Source organism: Nonomuraea muscovyensis, assembly GCF_014207745.1.
Taxonomy (GTDB): Bacteria; Actinomycetota; Actinomycetes; order Streptosporangiales; family Streptosporangiaceae; genus Nonomuraea; species Nonomuraea muscovyensis.
The window spans coordinates 615,812-630,328 of sequence record NZ_JACHJB010000003.1; the positions used below are offsets into that span (position 1 = coordinate 615,812).

Sequence of the window (14,517 nt, forward strand, 5' to 3'; positions counted from 1 at the left end):
CCGGGCTCACGTGCGGGACTCCAGGGCGCGGTAGTCGATCTTGCCCGTGGTGAGCAGCGGCAGCCGGTCCACCGCCCGCACGTCGAAGCCGCTCCAGTGCAGCCGCAGCTCCGTGCCCAGCCGCCGGGCCAGCCGGGCGCACCCGTCGCGGTCGAGGCCCTCGGCCCACACCGTCACCCGGTCGTCGCCGCTCGTCGCCGCCACCGGGCCGCAGCCGCGCAGCAGCCCCTCCACGTCGTCGAGGTTGACCCGCACCCCGAAGATCTTGGCGATGCGCTTCACCCGGCCCGTGAGGTGGAGGAAGCCCTCGTCGTCGAGGTGACCGAGGTCGCCGGTGCGCAGCACGCCGCCCAGGTCGTCGCCCCGCGCCAGGTCGGCGGCCGTCTCGGCGTAGCCCATCATGACGTTGGGCCCGTGGTAGACGACCTCGCCGTCCTCGACGGCCAGGCGCCCGCCCGGCACGGCCTGCCCGCACGAGCCCGGCTTGTCGGCCAGCCGCTCCGGGGCCAGGACGGAGATGCGGGCGGTCGCCTCGGTCTGGCCGTACATGACGAAGAACCGCCCCGCCTTGGCGGCGAACTCGCCGACCAGCTCGGCGCGCAGCCGCCCGCCCGCCTGGGTCATCGTGGCGAGCTTGGGGTGCTCGGCCGGGTCGAAGCGGAGCCTGCGCAGCATCTCGTACTGGTAGGGGACGGCGGCCAGCGACGTGCAGCCGTGGGCGTCGAGGTGGGTCCAGAACGACCGCTCCAGCAGCCCCGCGTCGGTCAGCACCACCGTGCCGCCCGCGGCGAGGTGGCTGTTGAGCACCGACAGGCCGTAGCTGTAGTGGAGCGGGAGACTCGTCGGCGCGACGTCGCCGGGGCCGATCGCCAGGGTGGTGGCGATGGCATGGGCGTTGGCCAGCACGGCCCGCCGGGACAGCCGGACGAGCTTGGGGTTGCCGGTCGATCCCGACGTGGCGAGCAGGACGGCCAGGTCGGGATGGGGGGCGGGCGCCTCGCGGCGGCCACGCGGCGAGCCCTCGACGGCGTGCGCGAAGCCGAACACCGCCGTGGGCCGGAACCTCCTGATCAGCTCGGTCAGCGCGCCGGGGGACAGGTCGGCGTCGAGCAGCGCGACGGGCGTGCGGGCGTGCAGCGCGGCGAGGTAGCGCACCACCGAGGTCAGGTCGTTGCGCATGCCGCAGAACACCGGGCCGGGCGGCAGGCGGGTCAGGACCCGCGCGGCCCGCTCGACCCGGGCGGCCAGCTCGTCGCCCGCGAGCGCGCCCGGCTCGCCGGCGACGACGAGCCGCGCGTCCGGGTGCGGGAATGCGTCCATGGCAGGTCCATCCGTCGTGTCGGCTCTCACAGCACCAGCCCGCCGTCGACGCCGATGACCTGGCCGGTGATGAAGGAAGCGGGCTCGGAGAGCAGGAAGGCCACGGCGGCGGCCACGTCGGCGGGCTCACCGAGGCGGCCGAGCGGGGTCGCCGCGACGGTCGCCGCCCGCGCGTCGTCGCCGAGCGAGGCCAGCATGCCGGTGTCGATGTAGCCGGGGGCCACGGCGTTGACCCGGACACCGGCGGGGCCCAGCTCCTTGGCGGCGGCCACGGTCAGCCCGAGCAGCGCGGCCTTGGTGGCGGCGTAGACGGCCTGGCCCGGCGCGCCGCGCAGACCCATGATCGACGAGACCAGCACCACGGCGGGGCGGGCGCCTCGGCGCAGCAGCCGGACCGCCGCCTGGAGGGTGTTGGCCGCGCCCATCGCGTTGACCTTGAACAGCCGGGACACCGAAGCGGTGGGCGTCATGCCGAGCAGGCCCGGCTCGTGGACGCCCGCGTTGACCACCAGCGCGTCGAGACGGCCGTGACGGCGGTGGATCTCGCGCATCACGGCGGCGATCGCCTCGGCGTCGGCCACGTCGCCGTAGGCGGAGAAGGCGCGGCCGCCGGTCTCGACGGCGACCTCGGCGGCGGCCTTCGCCGCCCGCTCCTCGTCGCGGCCGTGCACGACCACGTCGTGTCCGGCGGCGGCCAGCGTGACGGCCACGGCCCGCCCGATGCCCGTGGTCGAGCCCGTGACCAGCGCCACGCGCGGACCGGCGCCGGCACGCGGCTCAGGAGGAAGCGCCGGCACCGTGCTTCTCCAGCAACCGGACCGCCTTCGTGAACGAGCTCATGTCGATCATCTCGTCGGTGTCGATCATGACGTCGAACTCGTCCTCGATCGCGGCGACCAGCGCCATGTGGGCCAGCGAGTCCCACTGCGGGATCGCCCGGTATTCGAGATCGTCGACATCGGCGCCCGCCGGGAGGCTCAGGGAGGCGCGGAAGACGTCGCGCAGCCGGTCGAGGTGGGTCATCGTCACTCACTCTCTGTGGTCGAACCGAGACGTAGTGTAGCTCTGATCGTGCGCGGCTCAAACCGAGACCCCGTCGCGGGTAATGGAACCGTATAACGCCGGATGGCGCGCGGGCGCGGCTGGGAATGTCGGACGGGGCGCTCCCACCGCTACAGGGGAAATGATGGACGAATCAAATCACTGGTACGGTCACTCCCGCATTCTCGCCAGATACTGCGGGCTGTCCGACGACACCCCCCGGCGTATCCAGGGGTTTGTACAGCACGGCTGGAACTATTTGCACGGATTTCCGCCCAACGACCATTGGTGCAGTCCGGGATATCCCCGTTTCATCTGGAGTGACGTGCTCAGACGCCGTGGCTGGTCCATGGGACGCCGCGGCCACTACCTCATCGGCGCGCCCTGGACATACCTGCTCCACCTGGAGCCGGACCTCGGCAGGATTCCCGAGAGCGAGCGCCGGGGCACCATCTGGTATCCCTTCCACGGCTGGGAGAAGAACGCCGTCAGCGGCGACCACTCCCGGCTCGCCGCCGAAATACGCGAGGTGGAGACCGGCCCCGTGACGGTGTGCCTCTATTGGCTGGAGTTCGCCAATCCGGACATCAGGCGCGCGTACGAGTCGGCCGGTTTCCGGCTCGTCTGCCACGGCGACCGCGGGTCCCGCTGGGACGGCAAGGGCCGCGACTTCCTGCGCGGGCAGCTCGCCGAGCTGCGCCGGCACCGCAGGGTCGCCTCCAACCGGCTGGGCAGCGCGCTGTTCTACGGCGCGTCCGTCGGCTGCGACGTCGCCGTCTACGGGGACCCGATGCAGTTCGAGGGTGAGCGGCCCGAGTACGGCGGCACCGCGCGGCGGATGCGGCTGTGGCCCGAGCTGCACGGCGTGCGCGTCGATCCGGACCTGGCCGCCGAGGCCGCTCGGCGGGAGCTGGGATTCGACCATCAGGCGACACCGGAGGAGCTGCTGCGAATGTTCGGCTGGAAGCGGGTGCGATGCGCGTGAACGAGACCCCGGGCAACGTCCGCCTGATCGGTGGCGAGATGCTGCTCTGGTCCGACGCGGACACGGCCGCCGACTGGCGGGGCGTCGGCCTGGAGCTGGCGGGGCGGCTCGTCCCGGTGGGGGGCCGGGTGCTGCTGGCCGGCCCGCACCCGGCCGGGCTCGTCGCCGTCGCCCTGGAACGGGCGTCCCATGCCGCCGTCGTCGTGCGCTCCTACCCGGACGCGTGCGCCCTGGGCGAACGCCACCGCTCGCTGACCGTCCACTGCGGCCGGCTGCGGGCGCTGACCGAGGAGGAGCCGTACGATCTGGTGCTGGCGCTCGACGGCCTGGGACGCACGCACTCCGCCGAGGAGCCGGCGCCGTCGTGGCGGGAGTCGTTCGAGGCGCTGGCCCGGCTGGTCGCGCCCGGCGGGCGGCTCGTCCTCGCGGTGCCCAACGACCTGGGGATCGACCGGTTCGTCGAGGCCAGGCCACCCGAGCGGGAGGGGTCTGACGGCCACTGGGAGCCGCACGGCTTCGACCCCACCCACCCCGGCGGGCCGGCCGCGCTCGACGCGGCGCTGGCGTCGGCGGGCCTGGTGGCCGGCGGGCGTTACGCCGCCTATCCCGGCCGGGACGCGCCCCGCGCGCTGCTGGAACACACGCTGCTCGCGGAGGAACTGCCGGAGGCGCTCACGGTCCCGCTGGCCGCCCGCGGCGGCGACACCATGCTGGTGGCCGACCCGCTCCGGCTCGCCCGGCTGGCCTTCCGGCACGGCCTCGGCGAGCACCTCGCGCCCCTGTGGGTGACGGTGGCGACCCGACCCGCCGCCGATCCCGCCGCCGACCCGGCCGCCGATCCGCTCGCCGGCCTCCTGCCCGCCGGGCTGGTCGAGGTGGGGCGGGTCGTGCACGAGGTCACGGCCACCACCACCAGGCGGCTGCCCGACGGAAGCCCGCGCCCGATCCCGCGCGGGCGGGTCCTGGAGGAGGTGCTGGTCGAGGCGTGCGCCCGGGAGGACGTGCGCGCGGTACGCCACCTGCTCGCCAGGCTCGCCGACTGGGTCGAGGAGGGCGGCGACGCGCCCGCCGACAACCTGGTCTGGGACGGTGAGCGGTTCGCCGCGGTCACCCCGCTCCCCGCGCCGGTCGGCCCGGTGACCACCCAGGTGGTGCTCTGCCGGATCCTGTGGCGGTTCGCCGTACGCCTGCTGGCGAGCGGACACCACCACCCGTGGCCGTGGCCGCAGTCGGCCGACCAGCTCGCGCTGACCCTGTGCGGGATGGCCGGCCGGCCGTGCGGCGAGGACGAGCTCGACCGGGCGCGCAAGCTCGACGCCGAGCTGGGCGAACCGGCCGTGCCGTCGGGGACGGCGCCCGCCTACCGCGACCTGCTGAGCACCCGCGACCGCCTGGCCGACCAGCTCACGGCCGCCCTGGCGCGCGTCGCCCGCCTGGAGACCAAGCTCACCTACCGCGAACGGGAGCTGGTACGGGCCAGGGCCAAGCTGCGCAGGACCCAGCGCCGGGCCGCCGCCCACCGCAGGACCCTCGGCTACCGCCTCTCACGCCGCCTCGCCCGCCCCCGCAAGGTCGCCCGCAGGATGCTGCGCCTGCTGTCCGGCTGATCGAGAGGAGCACCAGTGCCCATCCTGTCGGTGATCGTCCCGTTCCACGACGTCGAGAAGTACCTCGGCGCCTGCCTCGACTCGCTGGTCGCGCAGACCCTGCGCGACCTGGAGGTGATCTGCGTCGACGACGGCAGCCGCGACGGCGGCGCGGCCGTGGTCGAGGCCCGGATGGCGGCCGACCCGCGCGTGCGGCTCGTCCGGCAGGACAACCACGGGGTCGGCCCGGCCCGCAACACCGGCCTGCGGCACGCGAGCGGCCGCTACCTGGCGTTCGTGGACGGCGACGACATGGTGCCGCCGCGGGCGTTCCACCGGCTGGTGTCGTCGCTGGAGTCCACCGGGTCCGACCTGGCGTGCGGCAACGTCCTGCGGCTCCACCGCAACCTGCTCGTCCCGTCCTGGGCGCACAAGGAGGCCTTCGCCCGGCCGCTGCGGCGCACCCACATCACCCGCCACCCGCTGCTGGTCCGCGACCGCATGCTGTGGAACAAGGTCTACCGGCGCTCGTTCTGGGAGACGCTCGGGCTGCGGTTCCCCGAGCGGATGTACGAGGACCAGCCGGTCGCCATGGCCGCCCACGTGGGCGCGTCCTCGGTGGACGTGCTCAAGGGGGTCGTCTACCACTGGAGGCTGCGCGACGAGCGCTCCTCCATCACCGAGCGGCGCCTGGAGCCGGCCAACCTGCGCGACCGCCTGCTGTCGGTGCTGGAGACGTCGGCCCTGCTCGCCGAACGGGCGCCGGAGCTCAAGCCGTACTTCGACCGCGACACGCTCGACATCGACATGGCCGTCGCGGTGGAGGCGGTGGCCCGCATGGGCGCCGCGGCCGACGCCGAGCTGCTCGACCTCGTCGGCGGCTACCTCGACGGCGTCGCGCCCGAGGAACTGCTGAACCTGCCGTTCGCGGACCGGCTCATGGTGCGCCTGCTGCACCTGCGCCGCCCGGCCGAGCTGGCGGCCGTGTTCGACCGGGACCGCGACGGCCGCCTGTGGCCGCGCCTCGGCTCCGACGGTCTCGTGCGCAGACGCTGGTACGCCCGGCATCCGGCCATGCCAAGGCCCCTGTCGGAGGTGACGGGCGAGCTGGCCCTGAACACCCGGCTGCTCGACATCGGCTGGCGCGACGGGCTGCTGTGCGGCGAGGCGTGGGCGACGGTCGGCCGGTTCGCGGTCGAGGGCCTGCGGCGGATGCGTGCCCGCGTCTGGCTGGAGGAACGCGGCACGGGCGACCGGCTGACGCTGGGGGACGAGATCGTCTCGCCCGCGTGGCGCAGTGTCGCCCGGGAGGACGGGGGTGCGGTGCCCGAGCACGGCTTCTCCTTCGGGTTCGCGCTGGACCCGGCCGCACTGGGCCCGGCGCGGCTGGCCCGGGAGGGGCGCTGGGACCTGTGGGCCGAGCTCAAGGGCTCGGGGCTGCGGCTGGCGGCCAGGGTCGCGGGACCGCGCTGGCTCCCGCCCTCGGTGCCGGCGCCGGTCCGCCTGGCGGGCGCCGAGCCGCCGTTCGTCCCCGCGCAGCGCCGCGTCACCGACCCGGCGGCTCTCCTCGTCCCGGCCCGGGACGGCACCCCCGACCGGCCGGCGGGCCTGCCCCGCCAGGGCGGTGGAGGCCCGACCCGTCCGATACGCGCTCAAGGAACCGACCCGGACCGGGCCGCCGATCGGCGGGGGGACGCCGGGCCGCCGTTCGTCCCCGCCCCACGCCGCACGTCCGGGCCGGGGCGGCGCGACGCCGAGCAGGCCGTCGCCGCGACGCCGGGCCGGGACACCGGACCCGGCGTCCCGGAACCGCGCCAGGTGCCCGGCACGCGCGCCCTGGACGGTCCGGTAACCCTGGACGGTCCTGCAACCCCGGAGGGTCCTGTTACTCCGAAGGGTCCTGCAACCCCGGACGGTCCTGTCACCCCGGACGGTCCAGGATCGCCGGCCGGTTCTGCGCCGCCGGTCGTTCCCAAGCCGGTGCGGCGGGCGGGGGTGTGGGTGGTGCCGGTGCGCGGCGGCAGGGGCGTGTGGGGGCTGCGGTTGCGGCGAGCGGAGGCGTTCGTCAGTGAGTGCCGCCTCGACGGTGACGCCCTGCTCGTCGCGGGTGAGCTGGCGGACCTCGGCGACGGCGACCCGGTGCTGCGGCTCGTCCGCCGCACCGACGGCGAGGAGATGTACTTCCCCCTGTCGTTGACCGGCCACCGCTTCCGGGCCCGGGTCCCGCTGGGCGACGTCGACGAGCCCGTCGGCCGGGAATCGCGCTGGGAGGTCGTCATCGACCAGGGCCGCCCGCTCCGCCCGCTGGTACGCACCCCGGCCCGCCCCTCGGTGACCGTCGCGGGCCGGCGCTTCCAGGTGGACCGGAGCGACGACGGCACCCTCATGCTCGCCGAACGCTGACGCCCGGACGCTGACGCCCGGACGCTGACGCCCGGACGCTGACGCCCGAACGCCAAGAGGCCAGGGGCCCGGAGGTCTGGAGGCCCGGAGGCGAAGCCGCCGGACGTCAGGAGCCCAGGACGGCCGTCAGGCACTCCACGACCCGGTCCTGCTGGGCGGACGACAGGTCGGGGAAGAGCGGCAGCGACAACTGCTCGGCGTAGTAGGCCTCCGCCTGCGGGCAGAGGCCGCGCCGGTAGCCCAGGTCCTCGAACACCGGGTGCCAGTAGGCCGGAATGTAGTTGACCTGCACCCCGATCCCGGCTGCCCGCATCCGCTCGTACACCTCGCGCCGCCGTCCGTCACGCACCCGGATGGGGTAGAGATGCCAGCTCGGCTCCACGTACGGCCGCCGCGCCGGCAGCGTCAGGCCGGGCACCCCGGCGAGCAGCGCGTCGTAGCGGGCGACCAGCTCGGCCCGCCGGGCCCGGAACGCGCCCAGCCGGCGCAACTGGCTGGCGCCGAGGGCGCACAGCACGTCGGGGAGCCGGTAGTTGAGCCCGAACTCGTGCACCTCCTGGTGCCAGCCGCCGTGGCCGGGGTCGCGCTGCCCGGCCGGGTCGCGTACCAGCCCGTGGTTGCGGAACCGGGCGGCCCGCCGGAACCGTTCGGGGTCGGCCACGGCCACCGCCCCGCCCTCCGCCGTGGTGACCGTCTTGGTGGGGAAGAACGAGAACGTCGTCAGGTCGGCGAGCCGCCCCACCGGCAGGCCCTTGTACGTGGCGCCGATGGAGTGGGCGGCGTCGGCGATGAGCAGGGCCCCGGCCCGCGCGCACACCTCGCGCAGCTCGTCGTAGTCGGCGGGATGTCCGGCGTAGTCGACGGCGGTGACGGCCCGGGTGCGCCCGGAGACGGCGGCCGAGGCGGCGTCGGGGCAGAGCGTGCCGGTGTCGGGCCGGACGTCGGCGAACACCACCCGCGCTCCGCGCAGCGCGGCCGTCGCCGCCGTCGCCACGAACGTCAGCGGTGAGGTGACCACCTCGTCACCGGGCCCCACCCCGGCGGCCACGTAGGCGACGTGCAGGGCCGCGGTGCCGGAGGTGACGGCCAGGCAGGGAACGCCCCCGGTCCAGCGCGCCAGCTCCGTCTCGAACCGCTCCACCGCGGGCCCCGTGGTCAGCCAGTCGCCGCGCAGCACCTCGACGACCGCCTCGACGTCGCCGTCACTGATCGACTGCTTTCCGTAGGGCAGCATCAGACGCCGACCGCCACCATCTCGCGCAGGTGCTCTACCGACAGCCACCGGTCGTTGGTGTCGGAGCGGTAGGCGAAGCCCTCCGGCAGCATCTGGCCGCCCTGCGGCGGCACGTAGCCCCAGGTCGCGATCGTCGGCAGCACGATGTAGCGGTCGGCCAGGAGCAGCGTGCGGCGGCCGTCGTCCGGGGCGATCATCTCCTCGTGGAGCTTCTCGCCCGGCCGGATGCCCACCTCGTAGACCGGGTTGCGGGGTGCCAGCGCCTCGGCCAGGTCGGTGATGCGCATGCTGGGGATGCGCGGCACGTACAGCTCGCCGCCGCGCATGAGGTCGAAGGAGTCGACGACGAAGCGGACCGCCTGGTCGAGCGTGATCCAGAAGCGGGTCATCCGCTTGTCGGTGATCGGCAGCGTGGCGCCCTCGCGGGCGAGCCGCTGGAAGAACGGCACCACGGAGCCCCTGCTGCCGACCACGTTGCCGTAGCGGACGACGGAGAAGCGGGTGACATGGCTGGCGGCGTAGTGGTTGGCCGACACGAAGAGCTTGTCGGCGACCAGTTTCGTCGCGCCGTAGAGGTTGATCGGGCTGGACGCCTTGTCGGTGGACAGCGCGACGACCTTGTGCACGCCGGCGTCGATGGCGGCCTCGACGACGTTCTGCGAGCCGGCGACGTTGGTGCGGACGTACTCGAACGGGTTGTACTCGGCGGTGTCGACCTGCTTGAGCGCCGCCGCGTGCACCACGTGGTCGACCCCGTGCATGGCCCTGGCGAGCCGGTCGCGGTCGCGCACGTCGCCGATGAACCAGCGCAGCCGCTTGTCGTCGCCGAACTGCTGGCGGACCTCGTACTGCTTGAGCTCGTCGCGGGAGAAGACGACCAGGCGCCGCACGTCGAGCGCGTCGAGCGCGTGGCCGATGAAGGCCTTGCCGAAGGACCCCGTGCCTCCGGTGATCAGTATTGACGATCCGCTGAGAATGCTCACGGGGCCCCCTGGAATCGCGCTGACGCGCTGTAGTCGTCCGAGCTGGCCGGTAGCATAGCGCGACCGGTCGGCGACACACGGTCACACGGGGGAATGGGGGCTTCGGTGCGTATTGTCGGAATCATTCAGGCGCGGATGGGGTCCACGCGCCTGCCGGGCAAGGTCCTGCGCGAGCTGCGCGGCCGGTCGGTGCTGGGCTGGGTGGTGCGCGCCGTACGGCAGGCGGAGGCGGTGGACGACCTGGTGGTGGCGACCACGACCGACGCGGCCGACGACCCGGTGGTGGCCGAGTGCCGCAGGCTGGGCGTGGCCTGGCACCGGGGGCCGGTGGACGACGTGCTCACCAGGTTCGTGGAGGCGCTGGAGGAGCACCCGGGCGAGGCGGTGATGAGGTTCACGGCCGACTGCCCGCTGCTCGACCCGGCGGTGATCCGTGAGGCCGCGCTGGTCTTCCGCGCGGTGCCCGGCCTCGACTACCTGAGCACGAGCCTGGCGCGCACGCTGCCGCGCGGCCTCGACGTCGAGATCGTGAGCCTGCCGGCGCTGCTGCGGGCCGACCGGGAGGCCACGGCCCACCACCGCGCCCACGTCACCTCCTACGTCTACACCTACCCGGGCAGGTCCCGGCTGCTCGGCCTGGCCTACACGCCCGCCGCCGACGAGCTGCGGGTCACGCTCGACACGCCGGACGACTGGCGGCTCATCTCCCGGGTCGCCGGCGAGTTCGGCGACCGGTGCGTGCCGCACGCGACGCTGGTGAGCTGGCTGCGCGCCCGGCCCGAGGTGTGCCTGCTCAACGCGCACGTGCAGCAGAAAGCGCTGCAGGAGGCATGACGCGGCGCATCGGCGTCCGCTGTGACGCGGGAGGGGCGTGCGGGGTGGGGCACCTGGTGCGCTGCGTCGCGCTGGCCGAGGAACTGCGCGGCCGGCGGGTCGAGGTGTGCTTCCTCGGCGACCTCGCCGGTTCGGCGTGGGCGCGGGCGCAGCTCCTGGAGCGCAGGCTGCCGCTCATCCCGGCGCCCGAACGGCCCGCGCACCTGGCCGGGCTGGTGCGCGACCTCGGCCTCGACGCCGTCGTCCTCGACTCCTACGAGCTGCCGGCCGGCACGGGCGCGGCGGTGCGCGGGTCGGCCGCGGTGCTGGCCATCGTCGACGGCGACCCGCTGGGCCAGGACGCCGACCTCTACCTCGACCAGAACCTCGGCGCCGAGCTGCGACCGGTGCCGCCGCTCACCCGGCGGCTGGCCGGGTCGCGCTACGTGCTGCTGCGCGACAGCGTCCGCCGCCTGCGCCGCAGGGGCGGCGTGCGGCGGGCCGTGCCGCGGGTGCTGTGCTTCTTCGGCGGCACCGACAGCGCGGGCGTGGCCCCCGCCTGGGCGCGGGCCCTGGCCGACACGGGCCTGCCGTTCCAGGCGACCGTGGTCAGCCCCAAGCCGTTCGCGGCCGAGGGGGCGTTCACCGTCATCCCGCCCACCGACCGGCTGCCCGCGCTGATGGCCGAGGCCGACCTCGTGGTCACCGCGGCCGGCTCGGCCGTGTGGGAGCTGCTCTACCTCGGGGTCCCCACCGCCCTGACGTGGGTGGCCGCCAACCAGCTCATCGGGTACGAGGCGCTGGTGGGGCGGGGCATCGCCGCCGGGGCGGGCCCCGTGGCCGACACGGCCGCCACCAAGGTCCTCGCCCACCTGCTGGCCGATCCGGAGGCGCGTGAGGAGTACGGGCGGCGCGGCGGCGGCCTGGTCGACGGCAAGGGGCGCGAACGCGTCGCCGACACCCTGCTCGCCCTCATCGGCTAGCGGGCTAGACGAGGTCCCAGCTCAGCGGGGTGCCGAGCGGCACGTCGCGGGTGAAGCGCCGGCCCATCACCTCGGCCAGCGCCACGGGGGGCAGCCCGCCGGCGGGCCGGATGGAGCGGACGTTGCGGTCGGTCACCCGCTCGCCCGCGCGCACGTCCTTGACCACGTACAGCGACCGCCGGAACCGCAGCCCCTCGCGCTCGGACGGCCGCGGCCCGAGCTCCGGCCGCCCCAGCGCCTCCCAGGCGCGCCCGCTCTCCACGACCAGGGCCGCCAGCTCGGCGGGCTCCAGGGAGAAGGCCGCGTCCACCCCGCCGCCCCGCCGGTCGAGCGTGACGTGCTTCTCGATCAGGCAGGCGCCGAGGGCCACGGCCGCCAGCGCGGCGCCGAGCCCCGGCGTGTGGTCGGAGAGGCCGACGACGGCCCCGGTCAGCCCGGCCAGCAGCGGCAGCGCGCGCAGGTTGCTCTCGGCGGGCGAGGCGGGATAGCTGGCGGTGCAGGCCAGCACCGCGAGCTGGGCGCAACCGGCCTCGCGGGCGGCGCGCACGGCGGCGTCGATCTCGCCGGCCGACGCCATGCCCGTGGAGAGGATCAACGGCTTGCCGGTGGCGGCGGCGACCCGGATGAGCGGCAGGTCCACGATCTCCGACGAAGCGATCTTGTACGCCGGGACGTCCAGCTTCTCCAGCAGCTCGACGGCGGTCGGGTCGAACGGCGACGAGAACGCCACCAGCCCCCGCTGCCGGGCTCTGGCGAAGATCGGCTCGTGCCACTCCCACGGCGTGTGGGCCCGCTCGTAGAGGTCGTAGAGGCGCTCGCCGCCCCACAGCTCGTGCCCGTCACCGAGCCGGAACGCCGGTCCGTCGGCGTTGACCGTGATCGTGTCGGGCCGGTAGGTCTGCAGCTTGATCGCGTGGGCCCCGGCGTCGGCCGCCGCGTCGACGATCGCCAGGGCCCGTTGGAGCCTGCCGTCGTGGTTGCCCGACATCTCGGCGATGACGAACGGCGGATGACCGGCCCCGATGGCGCGGTCCGCGATCATGATCATGTGTGGTCCCTCCTGGTGAGCTCGACGGTGACGACGTCCACGGGCGTCCCGTCCACCTCGCGCCGGTGCACGCCGACCTCGGTGAACCCGAAGCGGCGGTGCAGCCGCCGGACCGGCTCGTTGCCCGCGAGCACCTGGCCCCGCAGCGTGGTGAGGCCGAGCGGCCCGAAGGCGTGGCCGATCGCGGCGCGTTCCAGCCCCGCCCACGCCGCGAGCGCCGCGCCCGTCCGCTCCAGCCCGTCGAGGTCGAGGTAGAAGCCCCACTCGCCGGTCGTGGCGCCGGGCGCCAGGCCGGAGAAGGCGACCACGCCCGCGCCGGATCCGTCGTGCTCGTAGACGAGCACGCGCCGGGCCGGGTCCCGGCGCACGGCGGCCCACCAGCGGGCGTGCTCGGCCTCGCCGATCACGTGGGTGGTGAAGCTGGCCGCGCGCACCCGCGGGTGGTTGCGCCAGCGCAGGAGCGCGGGCAGGTCGTCGTCGTGGGCCGGCCTCAGCACAGCTCTCCCTACGTTCTGTGTCCGTACGGAGTCACACCGTAGCGGATTATGTGTCTGGTAAAGAGCTGATCAGGGAGGGGCAGCGCGACCCGCCCGGCGGCGACGACCGGGGCATGCTGCCGACTAACCATCCCCCGTATGCAAGGAGCCGGCTCTATGGCGCCCCTGGTCAGCGTCGTCGTACCGTTCTACAACGTCGAGCCGTACATCACCGAGTGCCTGGAGTCGCTGGCGGCGCAGTCGCTGACGGACATCGAGGTCATCCTGGTCGACGACGGCTCGACGGACGGCAGCAGGCGGATCGCCGACGCCTTCGCCTCCCGCGACCCGAGGTTCGTGGTGGTCCGCCAGCCCAACCGGGGTCCCGGGCCGGCGCGCAACGAGGGCATCCGGTGGGCCCGCGGGGCCTATCTCGCCTTCGCCGACAGCGACGACGTCGTGCCGCCCGAGGCGTACGAGCTGCTGGTCTGCTCGCTCGAACGCACCGGCTCCGACCTCGCGTGCGGCGGAGTGCGGCGGATCCGGGACGGCGGCCTGGCCGCCTCGTCGCTGCACGAGAAGGTCTTCAAGCGGGCGGTGCGGCGCACCCACATCATGGACCGGCGGGTCCTGGTCCGCGACCGCACCGTCTGGAACAAGGTCTACCGCAGGGACTTCTGGCAGGAACACCGGCTCCGCTTCCCGGCCGGGATCTACGAGGACGTGCCGCTCAGCATGCGGGCGCACGTGCTGGCCGACAGTGTGGACGTGCTGCCCGACGTCGTCTACCACTGGCGCAAACGCGAGGAGGGCGAGGTCTCGATCACCCAGCGGCGCGCCGAGCTGGCCAACCTGAGCGACCGGCTGGAGGCCATCTGCGCGGTACGGGCGTTCCTGCGGGAGGAGGCGCCCGAACTGATCCTGTCCTTCGACGGGCTGGTGCTGGAGAAGGACATCGTCTTCCTGTTCCAGGCGCTGGAACAGGCCCACGAGGAGGACATTCCGCCGCTGCACGACCTGGCCCGCCAGTGGCTGGCCGTGCTCAGCCCGGCCGTGCTCGGCACCGCGCCGTCGCTGCGCCGGCTGGAGCTCCACCTGATGGAGCGCGGCCTGATCAGGCAACTGCGCGAGGTGCGGGAGTTCAGGCGCGCCACGGCCGACTCGCCGCGCATCGTGCCGCGCGGGCTGCGCAAGGTCGGCTGGTACGGCGACTACCCGTACTTCCGGGACCGCTCGCTGCGGATCCCGGACGAGGTGTACGACGCCTCCGACGAGTTGAGGCTGCTGGCCAGGGTCGAGGACTGCTGGTGGACGGGAACCCGCTTCACCGTGCTCGGCGACGTGGCCATCCACCGGGTCGAGCGCCGGCCGCGCAAGGTGCGGCTCTTCCTCAGCGACGGCAACCGCGAGGTTCCCGTGCCGGCCCGCCGCACCAAGGGCGGCAAGTATCTCGCGGAGATCGACCCTGCGCAGCTCAGGGACGGCGGGCCCGCCTGGCGGCTGCACGCCCTGGTCGACGCGCGCGGGCTGGAGCTCACGGGCCACTTCCGCGACGGCGACGCCCACCGGGCGTGGCGGCTGCCGGTGCCGAGACGGTCAAGAACCGGCATGGACTTCGCCCAGTAGTTCCAGAGAGTAATACGGA

General features: G+C 74.3%; 13 protein-coding genes. 6 read left to right on the forward strand and 7 right to left on the reverse strand.

Going from position 1 to position 14,517, the window contains the following annotated elements; translation table 11 throughout:
• Window positions 1–6 precede the first annotated feature (6 nt).
• From FHU36_RS34705 to FHU36_RS34715, 3 genes are read right to left on the reverse strand one after another with little or no spacing between them, the layout of a single operon-like run.
• Entirely contained in the window at window positions 7–1,320 is a 1,314-nt protein-coding gene (locus FHU36_RS34705) for an AMP-binding protein (protein ID WP_185088285.1), read from the reverse strand.
• Window positions 1,321–1,346: 26 nt separating this feature from the next.
• Window positions 1,347–2,072, reverse strand: a complete 726-nt coding sequence (locus FHU36_RS34710; protein ID WP_312892041.1) for an SDR family NAD(P)-dependent oxidoreductase — start codon at window positions 2,070–2,072, stop codon at window positions 1,347–1,349.
• A 25-nt stretch (window positions 2,073–2,097) separates the two neighbouring features.
• The gene (locus FHU36_RS34715; RefSeq protein ID WP_185088287.1) at window positions 2,098–2,343 is read right to left on the reverse strand and encodes an acyl carrier protein; all 246 of its coding nucleotides are present in this window, start codon (window positions 2,341–2,343) and stop codon (window positions 2,098–2,100) included.
• Window positions 2,344–2,686: 343 nt separating this feature from the next.
• Here FHU36_RS34715 and FHU36_RS34720 point away from each other — a divergent pair, with 343 nt between their 5' ends.
• From FHU36_RS34720 to FHU36_RS34730, 3 genes are read left to right on the forward strand one after another with little or no spacing between them, the layout of a single operon-like run.
• Window positions 2,687–3,346, forward strand: coding sequence for a hypothetical protein (locus FHU36_RS34720; protein ID WP_246503041.1), 660 nt, complete (start codon window positions 2,687–2,689; stop codon window positions 3,344–3,346).
• Window positions 3,343–4,953 (forward strand): class I SAM-dependent methyltransferase, encoded by a 1,611-nt coding sequence (locus FHU36_RS34725; protein ID WP_185088289.1) that lies wholly within the window; start codon window positions 3,343–3,345, stop codon window positions 4,951–4,953. The genes FHU36_RS34720 and FHU36_RS34725 overlap by 4 nt, the downstream gene beginning before the upstream one ends.
• 15 nt (window positions 4,954–4,968) lie before the next feature.
• Window positions 4,969–7,335, forward strand: a complete 2,367-nt coding sequence (locus FHU36_RS34730; protein ID WP_185088290.1) for a glycosyltransferase family 2 protein — start codon at window positions 4,969–4,971, stop codon at window positions 7,333–7,335.
• Window positions 7,336–7,441: 106 nt separating this feature from the next.
• On the opposite strand, the gene FHU36_RS34735 is transcribed toward FHU36_RS34730, so the two are convergent.
• Together FHU36_RS34735 and pseB are read right to left on the reverse strand one after the other, a co-directional pair.
• Window positions 7,442–8,569, reverse strand: coding sequence for a DegT/DnrJ/EryC1/StrS family aminotransferase (locus FHU36_RS34735; protein WP_185088291.1), 1,128 nt, complete (start codon window positions 8,567–8,569; stop codon window positions 7,442–7,444).
• Complete coding sequence (pseB, locus tag FHU36_RS34740; RefSeq protein WP_185088292.1) at window positions 8,569–9,552, reverse strand: UDP-N-acetylglucosamine 4,6-dehydratase (inverting); 984 nt, start codon at window positions 9,550–9,552, stop codon at window positions 8,569–8,571. Before pseB ends, FHU36_RS34735 begins: the two co-directional genes overlap by 1 nt.
• Window positions 9,553–9,645: 93 nt before the next feature.
• On the opposite strand from pseB, the gene FHU36_RS34745 reads away from it, so the two are divergent.
• Complete coding sequence (locus FHU36_RS34745; protein WP_185088293.1) at window positions 9,646–10,386, forward strand: cytidylyltransferase domain-containing protein; 741 nt, start codon at window positions 9,646–9,648, stop codon at window positions 10,384–10,386.
• On the forward strand, window positions 10,383–11,348 hold the full coding sequence (locus FHU36_RS34750) for a PseG/SpsG family protein (RefSeq protein ID WP_185088294.1): 966 nt from the start codon (window positions 10,383–10,385) through the stop codon (window positions 11,346–11,348). The genes FHU36_RS34745 and FHU36_RS34750 overlap by 4 nt, the downstream gene beginning before the upstream one ends.
• 4 nt (window positions 11,349–11,352) lie before the next feature.
• Here the strand turns inward: FHU36_RS34750 and pseI are convergent, their stop codons facing one another.
• On the reverse strand, window positions 11,353–12,396 hold the full coding sequence (pseI, locus tag FHU36_RS34755) for a pseudaminic acid synthase (RefSeq protein ID WP_185088295.1): 1,044 nt from the start codon (window positions 12,394–12,396) through the stop codon (window positions 11,353–11,355).
• Window positions 12,393–12,893: a GNAT family N-acetyltransferase gene (locus FHU36_RS34760; protein ID WP_185088296.1), complete on the reverse strand. Its 501-nt coding sequence runs from the start codon at window positions 12,891–12,893 to the stop codon at window positions 12,393–12,395. Before FHU36_RS34760 ends, pseI begins: the two co-directional genes overlap by 4 nt.
• 156 nt (window positions 12,894–13,049) lie before the next feature.
• Between FHU36_RS34760 and FHU36_RS34765 the strand changes: the two genes are divergently transcribed.
• A complete protein-coding gene (locus FHU36_RS34765) occupies window positions 13,050–14,498 on the forward strand; it encodes a glycosyltransferase family 2 protein (protein ID WP_185088297.1) in 1,449 nt (482 codons plus the stop codon).
• Window positions 14,499–14,517 lie beyond the last annotated feature (19 nt).

What these genes read in the sequence shown, in the direction of transcription:
- FHU36_RS34715 (WP_185088287.1), bottom strand. Translation starts at nt 2,343, where the DNA reads ATGACCCACCTCGACCGGCTGCGCGACGTCTTCCGCGCCTCCCTGAGC.
- FHU36_RS34750 (WP_185088294.1), top strand. Translation starts at nt 10,383, where the DNA reads ATGACGCGGCGCATCGGCGTCCGCTGTGACGCGGGAGGGGCGTGCGGG.
- FHU36_RS34705 (WP_185088285.1), bottom strand. Translation starts at nt 1,320, where the DNA reads ATGGACGCATTCCCGCACCCGGACGCGCGGCTCGTCGTCGCCGGCGAG.
- FHU36_RS34735 (WP_185088291.1), bottom strand. Translation starts at nt 8,569, where the DNA reads ATGCTGCCCTACGGAAAGCAGTCGATCAGTGACGGCGACGTCGAGGCG.
- FHU36_RS34745 (WP_185088293.1), top strand. Translation starts at nt 9,646, where the DNA reads ATGGGGGCTTCGGTGCGTATTGTCGGAATCATTCAGGCGCGGATGGGG.
- FHU36_RS34765 (WP_185088297.1), top strand. Translation starts at nt 13,050, where the DNA reads ATGGCGCCCCTGGTCAGCGTCGTCGTACCGTTCTACAACGTCGAGCCG.
- pseI (WP_185088295.1), bottom strand. Translation starts at nt 12,396, where the DNA reads ATGATCATGATCGCGGACCGCGCCATCGGGGCCGGTCATCCGCCGTTC.